This is a genomic window from Providencia sp., assembly GCF_052096715.1.
Classification (GTDB): Bacteria; Pseudomonadota; Gammaproteobacteria; order Enterobacterales; family Enterobacteriaceae; genus Providencia.
Genome location: NZ_JBQDNB010000013.1, coordinates 80,009 through 102,227 on the forward strand (window position 1 = coordinate 80,009; position 22,219 = coordinate 102,227).

18 protein-coding genes are annotated in these 22,219 nt (G+C 41.7%); 2 read left to right on the top strand and 16 right to left on the bottom strand.

The window, feature by feature from the left end:
- Positions 1 to 62 precede the first annotated feature (62 nt).
- The 6 genes from menE to ACTH6U_RS11965 form a co-directional block, all read right to left on the bottom strand.
- Positions 63 to 1,481, bottom strand: coding sequence for an o-succinylbenzoate--CoA ligase (menE, locus tag ACTH6U_RS11940; RefSeq protein ID WP_441832269.1), 1,419 nt, complete (start codon positions 1,479 to 1,481; stop codon positions 63 to 65).
- Positions 1,469 to 2,440, bottom strand: coding sequence for an o-succinylbenzoate synthase (gene menC, locus ACTH6U_RS11945; protein ID WP_294108039.1), 972 nt, complete (start codon positions 2,438 to 2,440; stop codon positions 1,469 to 1,471). The genes menE and menC overlap by 13 nt, the downstream gene beginning before the upstream one ends.
- Positions 2,440 to 3,297: a 1,4-dihydroxy-2-naphthoyl-CoA synthase gene (menB, locus tag ACTH6U_RS11950; RefSeq protein ID WP_434719158.1), complete on the bottom strand. Its 858-nt coding sequence runs from the start codon at positions 3,295 to 3,297 to the stop codon at positions 2,440 to 2,442. Before menB ends, menC begins: the two co-directional genes overlap by 1 nt.
- A gap of 12 nt (positions 3,298 to 3,309) precedes the next feature.
- Positions 3,310 to 4,074 (bottom strand): 2-succinyl-6-hydroxy-2,4-cyclohexadiene-1-carboxylate synthase, encoded by a 765-nt coding sequence (gene menH / locus ACTH6U_RS11955; RefSeq protein ID WP_434719159.1) that lies wholly within the window; start codon positions 4,072 to 4,074, stop codon positions 3,310 to 3,312.
- Positions 4,074 to 5,747 carry a 2-succinyl-5-enolpyruvyl-6-hydroxy-3-cyclohexene-1-carboxylic-acid synthase gene (menD, locus tag ACTH6U_RS11960; protein ID WP_434719160.1) on the bottom strand — a complete coding sequence of 558 codons (1,674 nt, stop codon included), beginning with the start codon at positions 5,745 to 5,747 and terminating at the stop codon, positions 4,074 to 4,076. Before menD ends, menH begins: the two co-directional genes overlap by 1 nt.
- Positions 5,748 to 5,887: 140 nt before the next feature.
- Entirely contained in the window at positions 5,888 to 7,213 is a 1,326-nt protein-coding gene (locus tag ACTH6U_RS11965) for an isochorismate synthase (protein ID WP_434719161.1), read from the bottom strand.
- A 736-nt stretch (positions 7,214 to 7,949) separates the two neighbouring features.
- On the opposite strand from ACTH6U_RS11965, the gene ACTH6U_RS11970 reads away from it, so the two are divergent.
- A complete protein-coding gene (locus ACTH6U_RS11970) occupies positions 7,950 to 9,149 on the top strand; it encodes an alpha-xenorhabdolysin family binary toxin subunit A (protein WP_294108031.1) in 1,200 nt (399 codons plus the stop codon).
- Between the two features lie 19 nt (positions 9,150 to 9,168).
- On the top strand, positions 9,169 to 10,149 hold the full coding sequence (locus ACTH6U_RS11975; protein WP_441832270.1) for an alpha-xenorhabdolysin family binary toxin subunit B: 981 nt from the start codon (positions 9,169 to 9,171) through the stop codon (positions 10,147 to 10,149).
- A 71-nt stretch (positions 10,150 to 10,220) separates the two neighbouring features.
- Here the strand turns inward: ACTH6U_RS11975 and nuoN are convergent, their stop codons facing one another.
- The 10 genes from nuoN to nuoE all read right to left on the bottom strand — a co-directional run bounded on the left by nuoN (position 10,221) and on the right by nuoE (position 22,218).
- On the bottom strand, positions 10,221 to 11,708 hold the full coding sequence (nuoN, locus tag ACTH6U_RS11980; RefSeq protein ID WP_441832271.1) for an NADH-quinone oxidoreductase subunit NuoN: 1,488 nt from the start codon (positions 11,706 to 11,708) through the stop codon (positions 10,221 to 10,223).
- A 6-nt stretch (positions 11,709 to 11,714) separates the two neighbouring features.
- Positions 11,715 to 13,235: an NADH-quinone oxidoreductase subunit M gene (nuoM, locus tag ACTH6U_RS11985; RefSeq protein WP_294108025.1), complete on the bottom strand. Its 1,521-nt coding sequence runs from the start codon at positions 13,233 to 13,235 to the stop codon at positions 11,715 to 11,717.
- Between the two features lie 19 nt (positions 13,236 to 13,254).
- Positions 13,255 to 15,105: an NADH-quinone oxidoreductase subunit L gene (gene nuoL / locus ACTH6U_RS11990; RefSeq protein WP_441829299.1), complete on the bottom strand. Its 1,851-nt coding sequence runs from the start codon at positions 15,103 to 15,105 to the stop codon at positions 13,255 to 13,257.
- Positions 15,102 to 15,404, bottom strand: a complete 303-nt coding sequence (gene nuoK / locus ACTH6U_RS11995) for an NADH-quinone oxidoreductase subunit NuoK (protein ID WP_336430865.1) — start codon at positions 15,402 to 15,404, stop codon at positions 15,102 to 15,104. The genes nuoL and nuoK overlap by 4 nt, the downstream gene beginning before the upstream one ends.
- Positions 15,404 to 15,943 (bottom strand): NADH-quinone oxidoreductase subunit J, encoded by a 540-nt coding sequence (nuoJ, locus tag ACTH6U_RS12000; RefSeq protein WP_294108019.1) that lies wholly within the window; start codon positions 15,941 to 15,943, stop codon positions 15,404 to 15,406. The genes nuoK and nuoJ overlap by 1 nt, the downstream gene beginning before the upstream one ends.
- Positions 15,944 to 15,955: 12 nt before the next feature.
- Positions 15,956 to 16,498: an NADH-quinone oxidoreductase subunit NuoI gene (gene nuoI / locus ACTH6U_RS12005; RefSeq protein WP_294108017.1), complete on the bottom strand. Its 543-nt coding sequence runs from the start codon at positions 16,496 to 16,498 to the stop codon at positions 15,956 to 15,958.
- 14 nt (positions 16,499 to 16,512) lie between these two features.
- Positions 16,513 to 17,490: an NADH-quinone oxidoreductase subunit NuoH gene (gene nuoH / locus ACTH6U_RS12010; protein WP_336430873.1), complete on the bottom strand. Its 978-nt coding sequence runs from the start codon at positions 17,488 to 17,490 to the stop codon at positions 16,513 to 16,515.
- On the bottom strand, positions 17,490 to 20,222 hold the full coding sequence (gene nuoG / locus ACTH6U_RS12015; protein ID WP_336430864.1) for an NADH-quinone oxidoreductase subunit NuoG: 2,733 nt from the start codon (positions 20,220 to 20,222) through the stop codon (positions 17,490 to 17,492). The genes nuoH and nuoG overlap by 1 nt, the downstream gene beginning before the upstream one ends.
- Before the next feature lie 89 nt (positions 20,223 to 20,311).
- Positions 20,312 to 21,673, bottom strand: coding sequence for an NADH-quinone oxidoreductase subunit NuoF (gene nuoF, locus ACTH6U_RS12020; RefSeq protein WP_294108013.1), 1,362 nt, complete (start codon positions 21,671 to 21,673; stop codon positions 20,312 to 20,314).
- Positions 21,670 to 22,218, bottom strand: a complete 549-nt coding sequence (gene nuoE / locus ACTH6U_RS12025) for an NADH-quinone oxidoreductase subunit NuoE (protein WP_336430863.1) — start codon at positions 22,216 to 22,218, stop codon at positions 21,670 to 21,672. The genes nuoF and nuoE overlap by 4 nt, the downstream gene beginning before the upstream one ends.
- Position 22,219 lies beyond the last annotated feature (1 nt).

Genomic DNA, 22,219 nt, shown 5'->3' on the forward strand with positions numbered 1-22,219 from the left:
AATAGAGCCTGATTTTCAATTTCTTCCATTCATGACGCAAAGCAACCGAGCAATTTCAAGTTTTACTCGCTTTCTTTTAATAGCCAGTTTTTGATTTGTTGTCGGGAAACTTTAATTCCACTCGCCTTTAATTCATTAGCTAGACGATAATAAGCCATAGGATATTGATAAGGCGCGACCTTATCTTTTAACCATGCAGCAATGTCATTCAATTCCTCACTATCATCAAGCTCAATAACAGCCACAGGGCGTTGACCAAATTCAGCGTCATCAATAGGAATAACAAAACTTTGTACAACTTTGGGATGGCTATTAATAATGGCTTCGATATCTTCTGGCTGCACGCATTCCCCACCGCTGATAAATACGTTATCTAAACGACCTAATATTTGGTATTCGTTTTCAATAAATGCGCCTTTATCATTGGTTTGGAACCAACCCTCTGTACATTTTAAGGGCTTAATTTCGCCATCAAACCAATACCCCATTGCTTGACTCGATGATTGAATTTGGATTTCATCATTAACGATACGCACTTGCTTACCTTTTAGCGCAATACCGACACCTTTTTTACCATCGGCACGCTTAGCGCAAACGGTAGATGCCATTTCTGTCATGCCATAACCACTCCAGCAGACAATATCACGGCTTGCTGCCAAATCAGTCAGGGCTGTTGGAATAGTCGCACCACCGAGCAAAACTTCTTTTAACGCAGTGTCAGGGGCAGTGTCTTGATTAAGTAAGCGCCACAACTGAGTTGGAATTAACGATGCATGCGTGGCTTTTTGTAAGGCTTCAATTAATGGACGAGTCATAATTGAAAGACCACCACCACGTAATAACCATCGCCAAATGATACCTTGTCCTGAAACGTGAAATAAAGGCAAAGAGAGCAACCAACAATCTTGTTGCTGGTAATTCATCACGTTAATAACACCTTCCGCACTATTCAAATGCGCTGTAACATGGTGAACCGCCGCTTTAGGTAAGCCAGTTGAACCTGAAGTCAAAATCAGTGTTGCTGGCAGGTTTAATGCTTCAGTATATTGCATCAACTGAAAATCATCATTTGCAGTAAATAATAAAAAATTGGAATATTCTAAAGTGGGATAATCTTTCGTTAGCGTACCCAAACCATCAAAATCAATCACAAAATCAATCACAAAATCAATATTAAGGTGTGGCAGTAATTCATCAAGTAACCTATCCGGTAAACGCGGATTAAGAGGTAATACGCGTGCGCCACTAGCAATGATGGCGAGTTGGCTCAATAACAGTTCAACACTGTTTTTACCTCGCAAAATAACGGCTTGATGCTTTTGTAAACCTTGGCGAGCAAAGTACGCGGCTAATTGATAAACGTGCTCACTGAATGAACGCCAAGTATAACGCTCAGTATCTGTGACTAATGCAATAGTATCAGGTTGAAGACTGGCCCAGTGTTGCCATGGCCAGTCTGTAAAATGGACTACTTCTGCCATACAATTGTCAATTCATCTAATTGTTGCACTGGAATTTCACATTGTGGCCACGGACGTACTAATTGGGATTGGATTAAAGAGACGGTATCTAGCCCTGGTATCGTATCAGGTGTCAGCCAGTCTGCGATGCGAGCAAGTTGAGTCAAACCAAAACTGGTTTCAATTGATGAGCTAATAACCGCTTGTAAGCCCAATCGATGAGCTTCTTCGATTAAAGACTGACAATAAGATAAACTTCCCGTCAATGTAGGTTTTATCACGATAGCAGCAACACCTGGTAATGCTTCAACTTTAAAGTCGGCTTCACGAACACTTTCATCCCATGCGATAGCGATGCCAGTCTCTGCGGAAAATTGCAAAGATTCTTCACGGGTTTTACAAGGCTCTTCAAGAAAAGCAATACGGTCACGATATTCAGGATTAATATATTTAGCAAAACCATCCGCTTTTGCGCGAGTCCAACTGCGGTTCGCATCCAAACGTAGTTTTAGTTCGGGAACGGCTTCAAGCAATATATTTGCGACCATGCCATCACGAACCGCTTCATATAGCCCAACCTTCACCTTCGCGACTTTGTCGCCATCCATTGCTGCAAGGCTTAAAATCAAATCATCAGGATCGCCACTACACAAAGGCGCTTTACGATAATTCGCTTGTTGAGGCAATTTTCCGGTCAATTCAGCTAATGCACAACTGCAACCGAAGGCCACTGATGGCAATAAGCTATCAGAGATATTACCGTTACTTACCCATTCATTTAGCCAATCAATCACATTGGCAGTAGCATCTGCTAAGGTTTCTTGACTAAACTCAGGTAGAGGTGAAATCTCTCCCCAACCTTCGCTATCCCCATCCTGTAAACAGACCAGTAGCCCATCGCGGGTTTTCAGTCGTTGATAACGAAGGATAATGCCTGCCTCCATTGGCAGGCTGAATGAATAAAGTGTCGCTTTACGCATTATGGATTACGCTTATATTTAGAAAAATCAGGGGCACGTTTCTCATTAAATGCATTACGTCCTTCCTGACCTTCTTCTGTCATGTAGAACAACATAGTTGCATTACCAGCGAGCTCTTGTAACCCTGCTTGACCATCACAGTCTGCATTTAAAGCCGCTTTCAAACAGCGCAGCGCCATTGGGCTATTTTCTAACATTTCACGGCACCAACGGACAGTTTCTTTTTCTAAGTCAGCATTAGGCACAACAGTATTAACTAAGCCCATATCTAAAGCTTCTTTAGCATCATATTGACGGCACAGGAACCAAATTTCACGCGCTTTCTTTTGACCTACGATGCGAGCCATATAAGAAGCCCCCCAACCACCATCAAAAGAACCGACTTTAGGACCCGTTTGACCAAATACTGCATTCTCTGCTGCAATAGTGAGATCGCACATCATATGCAATACGTGACCACCACCAATAGCAAAACCTGCGACCATTGCAACAATCGGTTTTGGACAAGTTCGAATTTGGCGTTGGAAATCTAATACATTTAAATGATGGGTACCACTTTCATCACGGTACCCGCCGTAGTCACCACGAATTTTCTGGTCACCACCTGCGCAGAAAGCTTTCTCGCCTTCACCCGTTAGAATAATAGTCCCAATGTTATCGTCATAGCGTGCATCTGATAATGCTTGGATCATTTCTTTGACAGTCTGTGGGCGAAAAGCATTACGGACTTGAGGACGATTAATGGTGATTTTGGCAATACCCTCTGGAGACTTGTGATATAAAATATCATCAAATCCTTCAGAGCAATCTTTCCATTCAATCGGGGCATACAATTTTTCTTCGCTCGGATACATCATTATCAAGTTCCTTTAACCACAGTGTGATAAAAAATAGTGAAGTGCAGTTGCATAGCTTTGCGGATTTTCCCGATGAGCATTATGCCCTGCATTTGCAATCAGCGTTAACGGCAATGCGTATTGTTGCGAAACGCTTCGAAATTTTTGATCCCTTTCGCCACAAAAGTAACAATATGGGACGGTTAGCTGTTGTAGTTTATCCACAAGAAAAGGTTGCTTAGATAATGATGTATTTTCCAACATATCCGCGACCCTTTGTGGGTTATTCAAACTACGTAATGCAATTAATTGTTGACGCTGAGAGGAGGTTAAATCAGCAAAAACGCCTTGCTGATACCACCCCTTTAATACCTGTTCAATCGGTTCTTGGCGAAAGCGCTGCGCCCAAAGATGATCGTGCTTATTGCGGGCTAAACGTTCTTGGTTATCAATTAAACCCACGTTTCCCCCTTCAATCACAAGCCCTTTAAGCCCTTCAGCGGGCTGAAAACAAGCATAATGCATAGCAAGTCTTGCGCCCAATGAATAACCGATCAAATAATATTCTTTTATATTATAGTGCTGTAAAAGTGCACTGAGTTGCTGGTCAAAATGGCTAAAACTATCACAGCCAAAAACCTGTGAATCACCGTGACCGGGTAAATCAACCACTAAAGATGGGTGATCACTACAATGTGCAATAATAGGTTGCCAATCAGCCGCGCTACCGAGTAATCCGTGTAACCAAATAAGCCAAGGTGATTTTTTGTCCGTATTATATTGATGAGCTGCTAACATCAAAAACTGACCACATCTTCAAGTAGTTTCTTCAGTGTTCTGGCCCCTTCATCACCATCAACAACTAATTCAACTAATAATGTTCCATATTGATTATGCCAAAATTGTTGAATCGTATCTTTTAATGTCAGCCAATCTGTTGGTGCACAATATTGCAGTCCAAACATTTTTGCTGCTGGCTCAAAACTCACATTTTGCGGCATGCAATAATATTTCTGCCTTGCCTCATCAGCGGTAGGTAGCATTGAAAAAATTTGCCCACCGTTATTATTCACCACAATCAAGACGGTTGGCGCTGAGGGCTCACGTAACAATGCAAGGCTATTTAAATCATAGAGCGCTGAAATGTCACCAACAATACCCAGTGTAGGTCTTGCTTTAGCGCGCTGTACACCTGCCATGGTGGAAATGAGACCATCGATACCACTGGCGCCGCGATTACTATAAACCGGATAACTAATTGGTAATTGAGCTAAGGCATCAATCAATCGAACAATTAAACTATTACCAACAAATAGCTGACCTTTTGGCGGTAATAATTCAGGAAGTTGATGAGCAATAGCGGCTTCAGAATACTGACCTTGTAATTGAGATTTCACTAATTGCTGTGCTTTTTCTGCCAATTGAGGTAAATCATCACACCACAAACTGCGTGGCTGTGCGGGATGATTTTCTATCCAGCCCTTAATTGAACAGGTTAATTTGCGTCCATTATGATTCGCAGGATCTAAGCGCCCAGCAATCGAATCAATAAGCCAATACTCTTGTGGCTGACATTCAGATTGCCACTGCAACAACCTTTTACCCGTTAAACTAGAGCCAAATTGAACAACAAGTTCAGCTTGTTTTAACCGTTCTTGAGCGAGTGGGTGTTGTAACCAGAGATCTGCGCACGGATAAGGTTGCCCAGTCTGAGATAAAATATCACCAATTATTGGCCAACCAAGTTGTTGCGCCCACTGATTAACTAACTCACCATCGCTTGCACTCATGCGACCCGCAATCACAACGCCTTTTTTTTGTCGCCAAAAATACCAATCAGCGACCAATGCGACTGAGTTTGTTGGTGGTTCAATTAACCAAGGATGGTTTGATGTCCACCAATCACCCAGTGTTTTTTGCCATTCATACTCGCCATCAGTATCACCATATAAAGGTTCTGCAAACGGGCAATTAATATGAAAACCGCCATGCAGTAACTGATTCATGCCATTATCAATAGCAGTAACAAGCCACTTAGCACTAATATCTTTGGTTGGTCTAGGAAGCATTAAGCTTTGGGAAGGATGAGAAGCAAAAATGTGTGTCTGCCGAATGGCTTGATTAGCCCCACAGTCGATCAATTCAGGCGGTCTATCCGCAGTTAAAAAAACAACTTTCTCACCAGTCAGTCCTGCTTCAATTAACGCAGGATAAAGATTAGCCACCGCTGTTCCTGATGTGACAATGACACCCACAGGCTCTGAGCTTGCTTTCGCAAGACCTAACGCAAGATGACCTAAACCCCGTTCATCAAAATGCGTATGGCAATGGAGCTTACTATTACTGATTGCCGCGAGGGTCAAGGGCGTTGAACGTGACCCTGGTGCAATACAGACGTGTTTCATACCATGACGGGCAAGTGCTTCAACAATGATCTCAGCCCAACGTATATTAAAAGCAGAATTCGACATAATGTGCTCGGCAGATTGTTTATTATCAACTAGTTTAGTCCGGTTGATAAATATTTCTTGATCTCAAAACAATTTTTGATGAACTAGTTGAAAATAAAAGAAAATAACCACTTTTACTTTATGGTTTTTAATTTATAGATTTAGTTATGTTCTAGCAATGACTTAAGCCCTGCCGCTTTATTTTCAATTTCGTCCCATTCTTGCTCAGGATCTGAACCACTCACGATCCCTGCCCCAGAATAGAGAGAAACTTGGGTACCTTTAATTTTTGCGCAGCGTAAAGAAACAGCAAACTCACTCTTATTCAAACTCATGAAGCCGCCGGTTCCTGCATACCACTCTCGCGAAAATGATTCATTTTTAGCTAAGAAATCACGTGCTACTGTTCTTGGCAAACCGCAAACCGCAGCGGTAGGTTGCAAACGTTGTAAACAATCACTGTCAGAGGGTGATATCAAGGTTGCCGAAATCGAACGATATAAATGTTGAATTTTACGTAGGCGGATCACTTTTGCAGATGAAACATCGATACCTGTTACTGCGCCCTGTAATTGCTGGCAAATATCATCAACGACCACTAAATTTTCATGTTGATTTTTATTATCTTCCATCAACCATTTTGCATTTTCTGCGGCAATAATATCGTCGGTATGATTTGCAACGGTTCCTGCGAGTGCTTCAGAATTCAGCTGTGCACCTTGGCGCAAATAAAGCCGCTCAGGTGTTGATGAGATAAAACCAGAGTATTGATTAAAAGCCATCATGAAATGATAGCAATGATGATTAACTTGCTGACTAATATACAAAAATTCAGCCGCTGAAATTGGATTGGATAACGTCAGTTTGGTTTCACGCGCCATCACTACCTTTTCCATTTTCCCCGCTTTCATATCATCAATAGCGCTGGTTAATAAAGAACACCATTCATCATGTTCGGGAATATGTTCTTGAGCAATAATATTGGCAGACAGTGAAAGCGTGGTCTGCGAAGTGGGCTTTAATTGTTGTAAAAATGCAATAGCGTTGAGTCTATCCTCCTCACCATCAATATTAAGACTCACGGTGACATTTGAACGCGACCTGAAAATTTCTAAACGCGGAAGAAAACAAAATGTTGCCTGCTGTTTAATCTCTTGCGAAAGACCTTCACCCACCGCATTCCAACCATTTAAGCCCCACAGGCGCACATCCGCAGTATCTGGATACTGAGAGAGGAATTGTTCTGCATCAGCAGTAATATTGAAAGATTTGACCATACCAACCGCACTGCATTCTTCAGCGCCCGTACGTTGATACCAGTAGAATTGTGGATAACAAGATTGCTCAGACAACCACACTAAGCCTGGAAATGACAACTGCCCATCGAGCTGCCAAACAAAGCGAGTGTATTGTTCCGATTTTAGTGTCAACGTAGACAAATGGTTAAGAATTTCAGTTATTAAATTATCGATTTTTTTATAGTTCACTCTAGATCCCTACTGCCACATCACCACAGATTTACTTCGAATTATTATATAGCGCAATGTAATTTATTAAAACATTGATTATTTACAGCTATAAGAAGAGCACATAATGAACAAATGTATCCTAACAGACTCGTTTTTCTCTCAAGATTGTCAGTATAGATTATTATATAGCTTATATGATTACATAATCATTCAATTAGTTGATAAATTGTGAATTAATACGAAATAATTGATTAAAAAGGTTAAATTTCACTCAGGAAGACAGATAGATGAGGGAATAAAAAATCTAGAATGCTCAAATAGGTAAACCCACCCCCACTAAAAAGAATAATGATTTTACATACTAATATGTTTAAATTTTTCTTTTAATAAGAGTCTCTTAAAACCTATTTAATAACGCAAATCTATTGCTAAATTCACTCTACTTTATGTGTTATTTAAAATTAAGATTTAATTAAATAATACTTTTCGCATAAAAAAGGTTGTATATTGTTATTACTAATAAATTAACTTCCCTTTCAATAATAATTTGAACTTATAAACTACAGAACTTACCTTAATTTTATCATTTATCTCATGAACTGTTTTTTAGCGGACATTTTCATTTTTTAATATCAGTATCACTGATAGTTTTAGCGTAATTTACCAAATACCTACTTCCAACATTAAATTAAAATGAGAATTTACGCTAAAAATAAAACTCAATACTACTAACCTAATTAAATGGAAATGAATAATGAACAATCAAGTTAATTACGATAGAATCATTGAAAAAGAAGATATAGCCGATGCAACTCTTGCTTTATTAGCAAACCAAGATCCTTTATCTGTGCGCCCCCCAGGTATATTTACATTAGATGATTTACTTAATATAAAAAATTATGTTCAATCTTCACTCGCATTTCCGACAAAAAATGATGATATCCTGAAATGGTTTAATATTGATGAATCAACTAAATTACCTATTCCTGCCACTGAATTAACGGATATTATTCTTAATATTCGTGAACATGCAAATAATTGGGATAATGTTGAACAGCAAGTCAAACAACAATCTATAGATTTGGCATTAACTAGTCGAAATATAACTCAAACTGGAAAGCAAGTTATTGAATATATTAATCATATGCCAATAATTAAACAAACAACTAGCAGCTTAGATGAATTAAGCCAAGAACAGTTGGCTGACATAAAATATCAAAGTGATGACCAACAGATAGCAACAGAACTTGTTTGCATCTTAGAGTATATTAAAAATGATATAAAACAACAATCAATAAAAACCATCAAAACTAAAAATACCGTTTCAGATTTTCGGGTCCATATAATTGGAGGCTATTTATCTGACTTTCAACATGTTGAATCATTAATGTTCAATGTTAAAGGAATTTATCAGCAATTAGATTCTGCTAATAATGATAACTCTGAGGATTTTTTAAAAGAGGAAATAATGCATAAAAAGCAGGAGGTACACCAGCTTGAACTCGAATATGACCACTTCGTAAAACTTTGCTTTACTGGTTTAGCGGGTGGAATCATTGGTCTTATTATCACAGGTAGTATCTTTGGTATTGAAGCAGAAAAAATACGTAAGCTTAAAAATGCAGCATTACAAGAAATTCAAGAAATGAATAAAAAGATGAATCAAGATCAACTCATTAAAAAAACAATATTTGAAATTCAAATTAGTTTACAGAAAATTGAAGGTTTTTTTAAAGATGCTCGGCTCGCAGTTGATCATTTAGATTATATGTGGTTAGCCATTCTGACAGAGATAAATCAATCCATAGATGTATTTAAAAAAATAAATGATGCTGATAAATTAATACGCTTTGTTGTTCAGTTCAAACGTATAATTTCTTCTTGGGCTGCTATTAAGGATTATTCCGTTCATTTAATTTCTGTCTTTGATGAGTCATTAGAAAATGAAATTTAATTAAGCAAAAGGTATTAATATGAAAAATAATTTTGTTTTGCCTATATCACCCTCTATAGACATATATAATTTAAGATGCATTTCAAATAATATAAATGCATTTAATAAAAACATCATCAGTTATGATCTTATTATTCATAATCGAATAAAAAAAATATCAGTTAAAATAGAACAGCTTAATGAGTTTATAAGAAGCTCTATTCCAATATTGAAAATAAAATCAAATTACATTCTCATTAATGACTTAGATAGTATAATAGAAAAAAATACAGATATTTTAACTACCAATTTTATTGATGACTTAATTGATTTAAAAAGTGAATTAGAACGCATAATTTCAAAACTAAATATTTTATCAGATGGATTATTAGTGTATCAACTCGATGAACCTAATAGAACAAAACGTAAACAATATACTAATAAAAAAGAAATGCTAATTAAAGCGAGAGAGAATACTTTATGGAAAATAAGTGAAATCAACAATCACCTTTCAATTGTTATAGCAGCAGAAGAAATAATCTTAAATGGTAATTTATTAGACTTTTTTGAAAAGTATTTCATTGGCGATGATATCATTGACTTAATTAGCATTCCACCAAACAAAAAAGATATATTAAAAGCCGCTATTATTTATGTTAAAAAATTATTAACTATGGTTGATGGCGGATTAGAGTTTAAGAAACTCGTCGATGTTAGGCTTTATCTCAATCAGCAACTTATTGATTTACGAAAAGAGGAAAACAATATCGACAACCTAGTGGTCAACATGACACAACTAATTGATATTTCTAATGAAATTACAGTTATTGATACGCAGAAATATATTATTATCACGCAAATTGAATTACTTAAAAATTACTGGGGATCATGGTGTCATTTTATTAATCAGAATATTGCAGAACAAACCCCAGATCTAGCACAAATCAACATCGAAGCTAAAATATTAATCACTTATTTAGATGATATTGAATATCAATATCAGCGCCAACTACCCGATTAAAAAAAGGCCGGTTACTCATTGTAATGAAGTAACCGGCCTTTATCAATTTAATGATATGTTAAACCTAAGGGCTAGTGAATAGCAGCCAATGCAGTTGTCGCAATATCAATTAATGGCTGTGGCCAAACACCGAATACAATGACTAAAACTGCGCAGATAGCGGCGAATACCGTACCCAGTGTTGCTTTTTCAGGCCCAGTATAACGCTCAGCATGTTCCGCATCACGGCTATAAAGACTCGCCATAAAGCGTAGGTAATAATATAAACCAATAGCACTACCTACAACCACCGCACCCGTCAACCACCACAAATCAGCGTATACAGCAGAGACGATGACATAGAACTTACCAATAAAGCCTAATGTAATTGGAATTCCTGCAAGGGATAACATCATCACAGTCATTACAATAGCTAATACTGGTTTGTGCCAGAACAATCCACGGAATGCACTGAAGTCGTCTTGATCATCACCACGATAAGGACTAGAGATAATACTGATAACACCAAATGCACCGAGGCTCGCGAACAAATAACCCGCTAAATATATTGCCACTGTGATTTGAGCAACATCAGGTTCATTACGCAATGAAACTAATGCAACCAGTAAATACCCCATGTGTGCTATCGATGAGTAACCCAATAGGCGTTTTGCGCTTTTTTGTGTAATCGCCAGTAAGTTACCAAACAAGATAGACGCAATAGCAATGATGGTAATCACTGTTGCGAGTGTCTCACTGTGGGCAACTGGCGCTTCCAAGAACAAGCGCATCAACACAGCAAAAATACCAATTTTACTGCCTGTCGCTAAGAATGCAGATACCGGTGCTGGAGCACCTTGATACACATCCGGCGTCCATAACTGGAATGGAAACAGTGACAGTTTAAAACCAAATCCAACAATTAGCATCCCCATACCAATCAAGATCAGCGGGGCATGAATTTGGCTATCCATTAAGCTTCGTCCTACAGCAACAAAACTTAAACTACCTGATTCTGCATAGAGCAGCGCAATACCAAAGAGTAGGAAAGAAGACGCCGCAGCAGATAACAACATGTACTTAATACCGGCTTCTAACGTTTTACTACGCTCAAAGGTATAAGCCACTAAGCCGAATAAAGGTAATGAGATAAGCTCAATACCAATAAACATTGACGCCATGTGATTAGACATTGAAAGTAGAACACCACCTGATACCGCAATAGCCAGTAACAGATAAAATTCTTCCTTGTTGTCCCCAAAGCCTTCTAACCAATGGTATGCATAAATACAGGTCCCAATCCCAGCAATCAGGACTAATGCACTGTAGAACAAGGCAAATCCATCAACTAAGATCAGCGAAGTCACTTCTTTAGGAAGCAAAGAAATGGTGCCACTATTTAATGTATAACCGTTTATCCATATAAGCGATAATAAAGCGACTGCGAAACCAAATGCTGTCAATCCAGCACTGGTTAAGTGATCGCGTCGCCACGCAATGGACAGCATCACAACCACCGCCGTCAATCCGACGATCATCAGCGGTAGTATCGCGATCAATTCTAGAGGTGTTATTGTCATGGCGAATTACAGCCCTAATGTTGTAAGTGAAGCCCAATACAAGTTATGCAGCGTTTCCATCGAACCAATTGACGTATCGAGAATTGGTTGCGGATAGAACCCAATGATAACCAGTAAAGCCGCCAGCGCTAGCAGCACACCAAACTCGCGTGCAGTTAGCCCTTTCATTTCTTTTTCGGATTTTGGCGTACCGTAGTAAGTTTGCTGCATCATCCATAATGAATAAATAGACGCAAATACCACACCGAAAACCATAATGCAGGTAACAAGTGTAAATTGGCTAAAGCTACCGAACAGGATCATGAACTCGCCGATAAAGTTACCTGTACCTGGCATACCTAAAGTCGCGGCAGCAAAGAACAAGGACATACCCGGTAACCATTTAATGCGTTTCCATAAACCGCCCATCATGCGCATATCACGCGTTTGGGTACGTTCAAATAGCTGACCACTGATAATAATCAATGCCGCGCCTGAAAGGCCGTTAGTGATCATCTGCACTACCGCACCTTGATACGCTAAGGTCGAACCTGCATAGATAGCTACTGTGACAAAGCCCATATGCGATAAGCTACTGTAAGCCGCTAGACGCTTAATATCAGTCTGTTTGAATGCTAACCATGCACCGTAGAAGATACTGATAACACCCAGACTCATTGCAATTGGGGTAAACTGGATAGACGCTTCTGGAAATAATGGTAATGTGAAACGCAGCAAGCCATAAGCCGCTGTTTTCAACATGATACCGGAAATATCCACCGAACCTGCTGTTGGCGATTGTTCTTGCGTATCCGCCATCCAACCATGGAATGGTACCAATGGCATTTTAACCGCGAAAGCAATAAAGAAGCCTAGCATCAACATGAAGCTCACGGTGCTAGACATTTGAGTACCCAGCAGTTCGTTATAGTTGAATGTTAGAATATCTGTGGATGCAACATGTGCCAGTGCCAATCCAATGATGGACACTAACATAATCAAGCCACTTGCCTGCGTATAAATAAAGAACTTCGTTGCAGCTTTGATGTGTTGTCTATTTTCTGAACCTTTGTGTCCCCAATTTGCAATCAGGAAATACATCGGTATCAACATCATTTCCCAAAAGAAGAAGAATAGGAAAAGGTCGACAGCAGTAAATATCCCCATCACACCTGCGATAATCCACAACAGGTTAAAGTGATACGCACCTTGGTTTGCTTGATTTTCACTCCATGAACTGAGGATTGAAAAAGCACCCATGATTGCAGTAAGGACAACCATCAACAGAGATAAACCATCAATCGCTAAATGGAAGTTAATACCAAGCGAAGGGATCCACGGTTCAAGATAAACATCTTGCCACTGTGGAATACCTTGTGGATTGACCAGCGAAAAGTTTCCTTGCAGCCAAAGTTGCACAGAAAGTATTAATGTAATTCCCATCGTCCCAAGCGCAATCCAACGTGGAGCGCGGTGACTGAACCGGTCAGCCTGCCAGCTCAGCAGGCCACCGATGAAGGGAATAAGTATTAGCCAGGGTAATAGCATGGCGCAATGTGTCCCTTAATTAAACCAAAAGCAGCAGAGCAAGAATCAGCACTGCACCCAGCCCCAATGAGGCAACATACCAACGGACCTGACCGTTTTCACTCACAGCAAGCCCTTTATTCGCCCAACGTGACAGGTGAGCAGGCAAGTTCATCAGTGAGTTAATAGGATCGCTTTCTAGTAGCCATGCGATACCTTTGAAAGGTTTCACAAAAACGACGTCATACAGCCAGTCGAAGCCCCATGCATGGTACCACCATGTTGATAGGAAACGGCCCGGTGCACTTTTAGCGATAGCATTGGCGATTGAACGTCTGAATAAGTAGAGGAATGTCGCAATCAAAAGACCTGCGATAGCAAATCCACCAGAGATAACTTCCAGTAATACTTTACCGTCATGAGATCCTAATGGTTTAGCTGGGAAAACCCCTTCCAATGGCTGGTGAATTAAAGCACCAACAAACGTTGCAAGGATAGCCAATATGCCCAGAGGCAATGTATGAGTGATGCCTTTGACTTTGTGCGCTTTGATTTTCGCTTCACCGTGGAAGACGATGAAAATCATACGGAAGGTATAAATTGCGGTCATTAATGCACCGATGATACCCGCCCATAGCAACACAGTTTGTCCATCAAGTTGTGCACCCCACAAAATAGCGTCTTTACTGTAGAAACCAGAGGTAAACAATGGCAACGCAGCCAATGCACTACCACCAATTAACATTACAGCGTAGACAAATGGTATTTGCTTGCGCAATCCACCCATTTTGAAAATATTTTGTTCGTGGTGACACGCTAAAATCACAGAACCTGCTGACAAGAATAATAACGCTTTAAAGAATGCGTGAGTCATTAGGTGGAAAATAGCTGCATCCCATGCTTGTACACCCAGTGCCAAGAACATATAACCAATTTGGCTCATGGTTGAATAAGCAAGCACACGTTTGATGTCTGTTTGCACAAGTGCTGCGCAACCTGCAAAAATCAAGGTCACCGCACCCACGATACCGACAAGATGCAGAACTTCAGGTGCTAATAGGAACAGTCCATGAGTACGAGCAATTAAATAAACACCCGCAGTTACCATGGTTGCGGCGTGGATCAGAGCCGAAACTGGTGTTGGACCTGCCATCGCATCGGCCAACCATGTCTGTAGTGGTAGCTGTGCAGATTTACCAACCGCACCACCTAAGATCATTAAGGTTGCCCATGTGATAGCTGGTGACCCTTCAGCAAATAGTTGAGGTGCGCGCACCGCCATTTCGCTGAAATTCAATGTACCGAGTTCATTCCACAGAATAAACATACCGATAGCTAAGAACACATCACCAATACGTGTAACAAAGAAGGCTTTCATCGCTGCTTTGCCGTTATCTGGATTAGTGTAATAAAAACCAATCAACAGATAACTACACAGCCCTACCCCTTCCCAACCGAGATACATCAGCATCATGTTATCAGCCAGTACTAAAACCACCATACTTGCGATAAACAGGTTAGTGTAAGCAAAGAAACGTGAGTAACCTTCCTCGCCACGCATATACCAAGAAGCGTATACGTGAATAAGGAAGCCCACACCCGTCACTACACCTAGCATAGTAAGAGATAAACCATCAAGCGATAAACTGAATGGGATATTAAAATCGCCAACAGACATCCAAGTCCACAGGTATTGAGGGTAAACATAACCACTCGTTACGGCATCTTTCACTAAAAATTCACTGCCTGCATAAAATGCAACGACAGCGGCAAGGCCAACCGATCCTGCACCAATAATGGCAGAAATATTTTCTGACCAGCGACCACGGGAAAATGCGAGTAGCACAGACCCCAGCAGTGGCAGCAAAATTGTTAAATAGAGTAGGTTCATCCGCGCATCTCACTGACTTTATCAACATTCAGGTTCTGACGATGACGATGGAGTTGCAGTAACAACGCCAGTCCAATACTCGCCTCCGCTGCAGCCAATGCAATGGACAAGATATACATTATCTGTCCATCTGGCTGCCCCCAGAAACTCCCTGCCACGACAAACGCCAGTGCAGCTGAGTTAATCATGATTTCCAGTCCGATAAGCATAAAAAGCAAGTTACGGCGGATAACAAGACAGCTAAGCCCCATTACAAATAAAATTGCCGCTAAAATCAGACCATGTTGAAGAGGTATCATTATTGCTCCTCCGCATTACGGTTGCTAACAAGGTCACCGCTATTTTCGTGACGGTCTCGACCGACGTGGAATGCTACGACTAGACCTGCTAGTAATAGCAATGATGCCAGTTCAACGGCCAATACATATGGACCAAATAGACTGATACCCACTTCTTTCGCCCCGATAACTGTACCGACAATACCTTCTTGATAAGAAAGCGTGCTGATACCATAGACTAAAAGCCCCAATAACACGGCAGATAACACCGCAGGACCAATCCATGTTTTAGGTGTTAACCAAGCACGTTCCTGTTCTTGAACTGAACGGCCGAGGTTTAACATCATTACCACGAAAACAAACAGCACCATGATGGCACCTGCGTACACGATTATTTCCAATGCACCGGCAAAATAAGCACCTAGTGAAAAGAAAACCATGGACAGCGCCAGCAGAGAAACAACCAAGTACAGTAATGCATGCACCGGATTGGTATTAGTTATCACCCTCAACGTTGCTAAAATGGCAACGAGTCCGGCGATATAAAATGTAAATTCCATGAATATCGCTCCTTATGGCAACAGGTCTTTGACGTTAATAGGTTTAGCTTCATTATCAGCCTCACCTTTGTCTTTACCTTTAATCGCCATACCCGATTTACGGTAAAAGTTATAATCAGGATATTTACCCGGCCCAGAAATTAACAGGTCACCTTTCTCGTAAACAAGATCCTGACGTCGCCAATCGGCCATTTCAAAGTCTGGCGTCAGCTGGATTGCCGTAGTTGGGCAAGCCTCTTCACACAGACCGCAGAAAATGCAGCGCGAAAAGTTAACGCGGAAAAACTCAGGATACCAGCGCCCGTCTTCGTGCTCTGCTTTTTGTAGGGAGATGCAACCTACAGGACAAGCAACAGCACATAAGTTACAAGCAACACAACGCTCCTCACCATCAGGGTCACGTGTTAACACGATACGCCCACGGTAACGGGGTGGTAGATAAACCGGCTCTTCTGGGTACATCAGCGTTTCGCGTTTATCGAACGCATGTAGGCCTACCATCCAAATACTACGTACTTGGGTGGCGAAACCGACCAATAAATCTTTCAATGTCATGGTTCAATCACCCCTTACTGAGCGTTGTATAAAATCACTGCTGCGGTACCCAGCAGGTTAAGCAGTGTCAATGGCAGACAAATTTTCCAGCCAAAGGACATTACTTGGTCATAACGTGGACGCGGTAAAGAGGCACGGATCAAGATAAACATCATCATGAAGAAACCTGTTTTAATCGCAAACCACAGGAATGCCGGCAGGAATGGACCATGCCAACCACCAAAGAACAGGGTCACAATTAGTGCTGACACTGTTACGATACCAATATACTCACCGACGAAGAACAAACCGAACTTCATGCCCGAATATTCGACGTGGTAACCATCTGCAATTTCTTGTTCTGCTTCAGGTTGGTCAAATGGGTGACGGTGACACACCGCAACGCCCGCTATCGCAAAAGTCACAAAACCAAAGAATTGAGGAATAATGTTCCACATACCTTCTTGGGAATTAACAATGTCAATCAAGTTAAATGAGCCGGCTTGTGCAACCACGCCCATTAATGACAATCCCAAGAACACTTCGTAGCTGACGGTTTGTGCTGATGCACGCATCGCGCCGAGTAATGAATATTTGTTGTTACTAGACCAACCGGCAAACAGTACTGCATACACCGCAAGACCGGCCATCATCAGGAAGAATAAAATCCCAATGTTGAGGTCTGCAACGTGCCAAGTCGGACTGACCGGCACGATAGCGAATGCAAGGAACAATGAACAAAATGCAATAACAGGTGCGAGCGTAAAGATTTTCTTGTCCGCAAAATTAGGCACCCAGTCTTCTTTAAATAGCATTTTGAACATGTCGGCAATTAATTGCCCCATGCCAAATGGACCAACGCGGTTAGGACCATAACGGTTTTGGAACAGACCTAAAATACGGCGCTCCCCCAAACTCATGTAGGCACCACAAGTCACAACAACCAATAAAATGACGACAGATTTAAGGATGGAAATAATCACTTCCATCACTTCAGGAGAAATCCAATCCATCATGCTCCCCTCCTCAGATTATTGACTGACACGCCCGCCATGACTGGTGCAATACCTGGCATACCTAACGGTAAACCAATTTGACCTGATGACAAGTTCTTGCTGATGCATACTGTCAAGTTAAATGCTTGACCTGCATGACTAAATTCAGCTTTAGAACCTGCTGGCAGACCTAAAGTCGCAGCATCTTGAGTGTTCAGCATGATATAAGGCTCTGGCATACGCACTTGGATAACATCTGAACGTTGTGACATTTCATCACTACCGAACAGGTGATAATAAGGTGCGACAACCCACTGTGCATCCGTTGCTTGATAAGCGGCAGGAATATCAGTGAAGTAAGCCAATTTGCTTTCTGTAGAATTAAACAGACGAACACCTGGGTCACCAAATAATAAGTGTCCCCCCACTTCACTTTGGAATTTATTCCAAGCTTGTGGTGAGTTCCAACCCGGCGCCCATGCAAATGGAATTTGCTGGCGAGGAGCTGTTGGACTGTTATTTCCTTCCATTGAGAAAGCAAATGGTGAGTCAATATCTTGTGGTTGGCGAGGCTCATGAACAGATTGATTAGCCAACATAGATGTACGGCCACTGTAACGATGAGGTTCACGCGCCAATTTCTGACCACGAATACGGAAAGAGGCTTTCGGTGCGGTATCTTTAATGCCTGCAAATTGTGGCATTGCAGCAACACAGTCAGCAATCACATGATCAAGTTGAGACCAGTCTGCATCACGCTCTTGCGCTTCGGTTTGCAGTGAATGCAACCAACGCCAGCTTTCGTTCATCACAATCGCTTTGTCGTAATAAGAAGGGTCGAAAACTTGGAAGAAACGTTGTGCACGGCCTTCTTGGTTAATCAGCGTACCATCCGCTTCAGCAAAACTTGCCGCTGGCAGAATGAGTGTCGCTTTATCCATGATGGCAGTTTGTTGATGATCAGCAACAATCAGCTGTTTCAACTTAGCGATAGCGCTATTCACTGTATCAACATCACTATGACGGTAAAGATCATTTTCCATCACAATGGCAACATCAGCTTCATTCGCTTCGATACGTGCAAACGCGCTATCAAGTGGCTGTGCGTTCATCATTGCTAAACCAAAGCTATTGGCGTGAGAAGCTAAATAAGAAAGCCCCACTGCCGCGCCTTTGCCTTTTAATGCAAATGCAACGTTAGCTGCCGCTTGGATCATCGCGTCACTGCCGCTATGGCTACCACTGATAATCAATGGTTTTTTCGCACCCATAAGGGCTTGTGCGATGGTTTCTACTTTTGCTTTCAGAAAGGCAGGTAAGCTATCCACTGCTGGCGCATCACCATTAATCATATTTGCAATTGCAAAACCTAAGCGAGCCTGATCAGCGACTGGCGCACGGTAATTATAAGCTGCGACATCATCTAAGCGTGTATCATCCACGTTAGTGATAAACAGTGGATATTTAGCGTGTTGACCAATGTTTTGGATTGCCGCAATTTGCCAGTCTGCCACTTTCTGTGCAGCTGCCATTTCACGTGCTTTGCCTTTAACCGCTTGGCGAACAGATAATGCCATGCGCGCGCCAGTCTGAGTTAAATCTTCACCCAGTACCAGTACTGCATCATAGCCTTCAACTTCACGCAAAGTCGGGGTATAAATACCGCCATTTTGCAGAATGTTTTGCATCAATTCTAAGCGACGTTGTTCAGCGGTAGAAATACCTGAATAGAAGTTTTCTGCACCCACTAATGCACGTAATGCATAGTTGCTTTCAATACTTGCTCGCGGCGAACCAATACCAATCACTTTTTTCGCTTGATTGATAATCTGAGCACCACTTTGCATCGCTTCAATCGCAGAAATAACCTGTTTAACACCGTCTTTATTTAACACGGGTTGACGTGGTCTGTCTTTACGATTGACGTAACCATAACCAAAGCGACCGCGGTCACAGAGGAAATAATGGTTTACTGAGCCATTATAACGGTTCTCGATACGACGCAATTCACCATAACGTTCACCTGGGCTGGTATTACAACCGATACTGCACTGTTGGCAGATACCTGGTGCAAATTGCATATCCCATTTACGGTTATAACGCTCGGAGTGTGTTTTATCGGTAAATACGCCTGTTGGGCAAACTTCGACTAAGTTCCCTGAAAATTCGCTTTCCAGTGTTCCGTCTTCCGTACGACCAAAGTAAACATAGTTATGTGCGCCATAAACGCCCAAATCAGTACCGTCTGCATAATCTTTATAGTAACGAACACAACGATAACAGGCGATACAGCGGTTCATCTCATGACTGATGAACGGCCCTAAATCCTGATTAACGTGAGTACGTTTAGTGAAACGGTATTTACGCATGGTATGACCGGTCATTACCGTCATATCTTGTAAATGACAATTACCGCCTTCCTCACAGACTGGACAGTCGTGTGGATGGTTAGTCATCAGCCATTCAACAACACTTTCACGGAACTGTTTGGCTTCTTCATCATCAATAGAGATGTAAGTACCTTCCGTTGCCGGTGTCATACAAGACATTACTAAACGACCGCGAGTATCATCCGCGTTCTGATATTGCTTAACCGCACACTGGCGGCAAGCGCCAACGCTTCCCAGCGCCGGATGCCAGCAAAAATAAGGAATATCTAGCCCCAGAGAAAGGCAGGCATGTAGCAGGTTTTCAGACCCGTTTACATTATATTCTTTGCCGTCTACATATATTGTAGCCATAGTCAGCATGCTTCCCAAAGGCCCGCTCAAGAGCAGGCGTTAATCAAAAATACGTTCTTGGTGAAAAATCAATCTAACGGTTGCTCAATCGTTAAATATTACCAACGCTGCTTGAGCAGGTTAGGCTGGATACCGGCAATTTGCACAAGATTGCGCAAGTTCTTTTGCGAGATACCCGCTTCGAATTCTTCACGGAAATATTTGATGGCACTTTGTAACGGTTCTACCGCACCCGGTGCATGAGCACAGAAAGTTTTACCTGGACCTAAGAAACGGCATAGCTGCTCTAGGGTTTCAATATCCCCCGGCTGACCTTCGCCTTTTTCTAGCGCTTGTAAAATTTTCACACTCCATGGCAAACCATCACGACACGGCGTACACCAACCACAAGATTCACGTGCAAAGAATGTTTCTAAATTACGCACGAGTGAAACCATATTGATTTCGTGATCGACCGCCATTGCGAGCGCAGTACCTAAACGGCTACCAGCTTTAGCGATATTTTCGAAATCCATTGGTAAATCAAGGTGATCGCTAGTCAAAAAGTCAGTACCTGCCCCACCGGGCTGCCATGCTTTAAATTTCAGACCATCACGCATACCACCTGCGTAATCTTCTAAAACTTCACGCGCAGTCGTCCCAAATGGTAGCTCCCAAAGGCCTGGGTTTTTAACACGGCCAGAGAAGCCCATCAGTTTAGTGCCGGCATCTTTACTCTTACCTGCGCTAAGGTCGATATACCATTTGTCGCCATGCTCTAAAATTGCAGGCACATTACAAATGGTTTCAACGTTATTAACACAAGTTGGTTTGCCCCAAGCACCTGATGTCGCAGGGAATGGTGGTTTTGAACGTGGATTTGCACGACGTCCTTCTAGGGAGTTAATCAGTGCGGTTTCTTCACCGCAGATATAACGCCCTGCGCCTGTGTGCACAAATAATTCGAAATCAAAACCAGAACCTAGAATATTTTTACCCAGCAGACCTGCCGCTTTCGCTTCTTCAATGGCGCGACGTAAATTTTGTGCCGCTTCAACATATTCACCACGTAAAAAGATATAACCACGGTAAGCTTTTAATGCATAAGCCCCGATAATCATTCCTTCCACTAATAAATGTGGCAGTTGCTCCATTAGAAGGCGGTCTTTATAAGTCCCCGGCTCCATTTCATCCGCATTACATAAAAAGTAACGCAGTTTCATGTTTTCATCTTTTGGCATCAGGCTCCACTTCAAGCCTGTTGAGAATCCCGCACCACCGCGACCTTTTAATCCTGCATCTTTAACAAGATTAGTCACTTCCTCGGGAGCCATGCCTTTAAGGGCACGTTCAACGCCTTTGTATCCGTTAGTACTGCGATACTCATCCAACCACACAGGTTGGCTGTCATCACGCAAACGCCATGTCAGCGGATGTGTCTGCTCAGTACGGATCACTGGTTTAACGGAGGAGTTTGTCATGGATACTGCTCCAGTAGCTTTTCAATATTTTCAGGCTGGACGTAACTGTGCGTGTCGTCATCTATCATCATAGTTGGACCTTTATCACAATTACCCAAGCAACAAGTCGGTAGCAATGTGAAGCGACCGTCATCTGTTGTTTGACCTGGGCGAATATTTAGCTGTTTGATAATTTCAGCTTCTAAGCCCTGATAACCAGTAATATGACAAACCACACTGTCGCAATAGCGAATAATGTGACGTCCAACTGGTTGGCGGAAGATTTGGCTATAGAATGTCGCCACACCTTCAATATCACTTGCTGGAATACCCAGAACATCCGCTATTGCATGAATAGCCCCGTCTTCGACCCAGCCGCGATTTTTTTGTACAATTTTTAGTGCTTCAATTGATGCTGCTCGTGCATCTTCATAATGGTGTTTTTCACCTTCAATCTCTTCACGTTCTTTCTCTGTTAAGACAAAGCCGTGATGTGCTTGAGGTTCAAATAAATTTACACCATCTTGTGCAACGTGCTTATCATTTTCGTTATGTTCATTATGCATG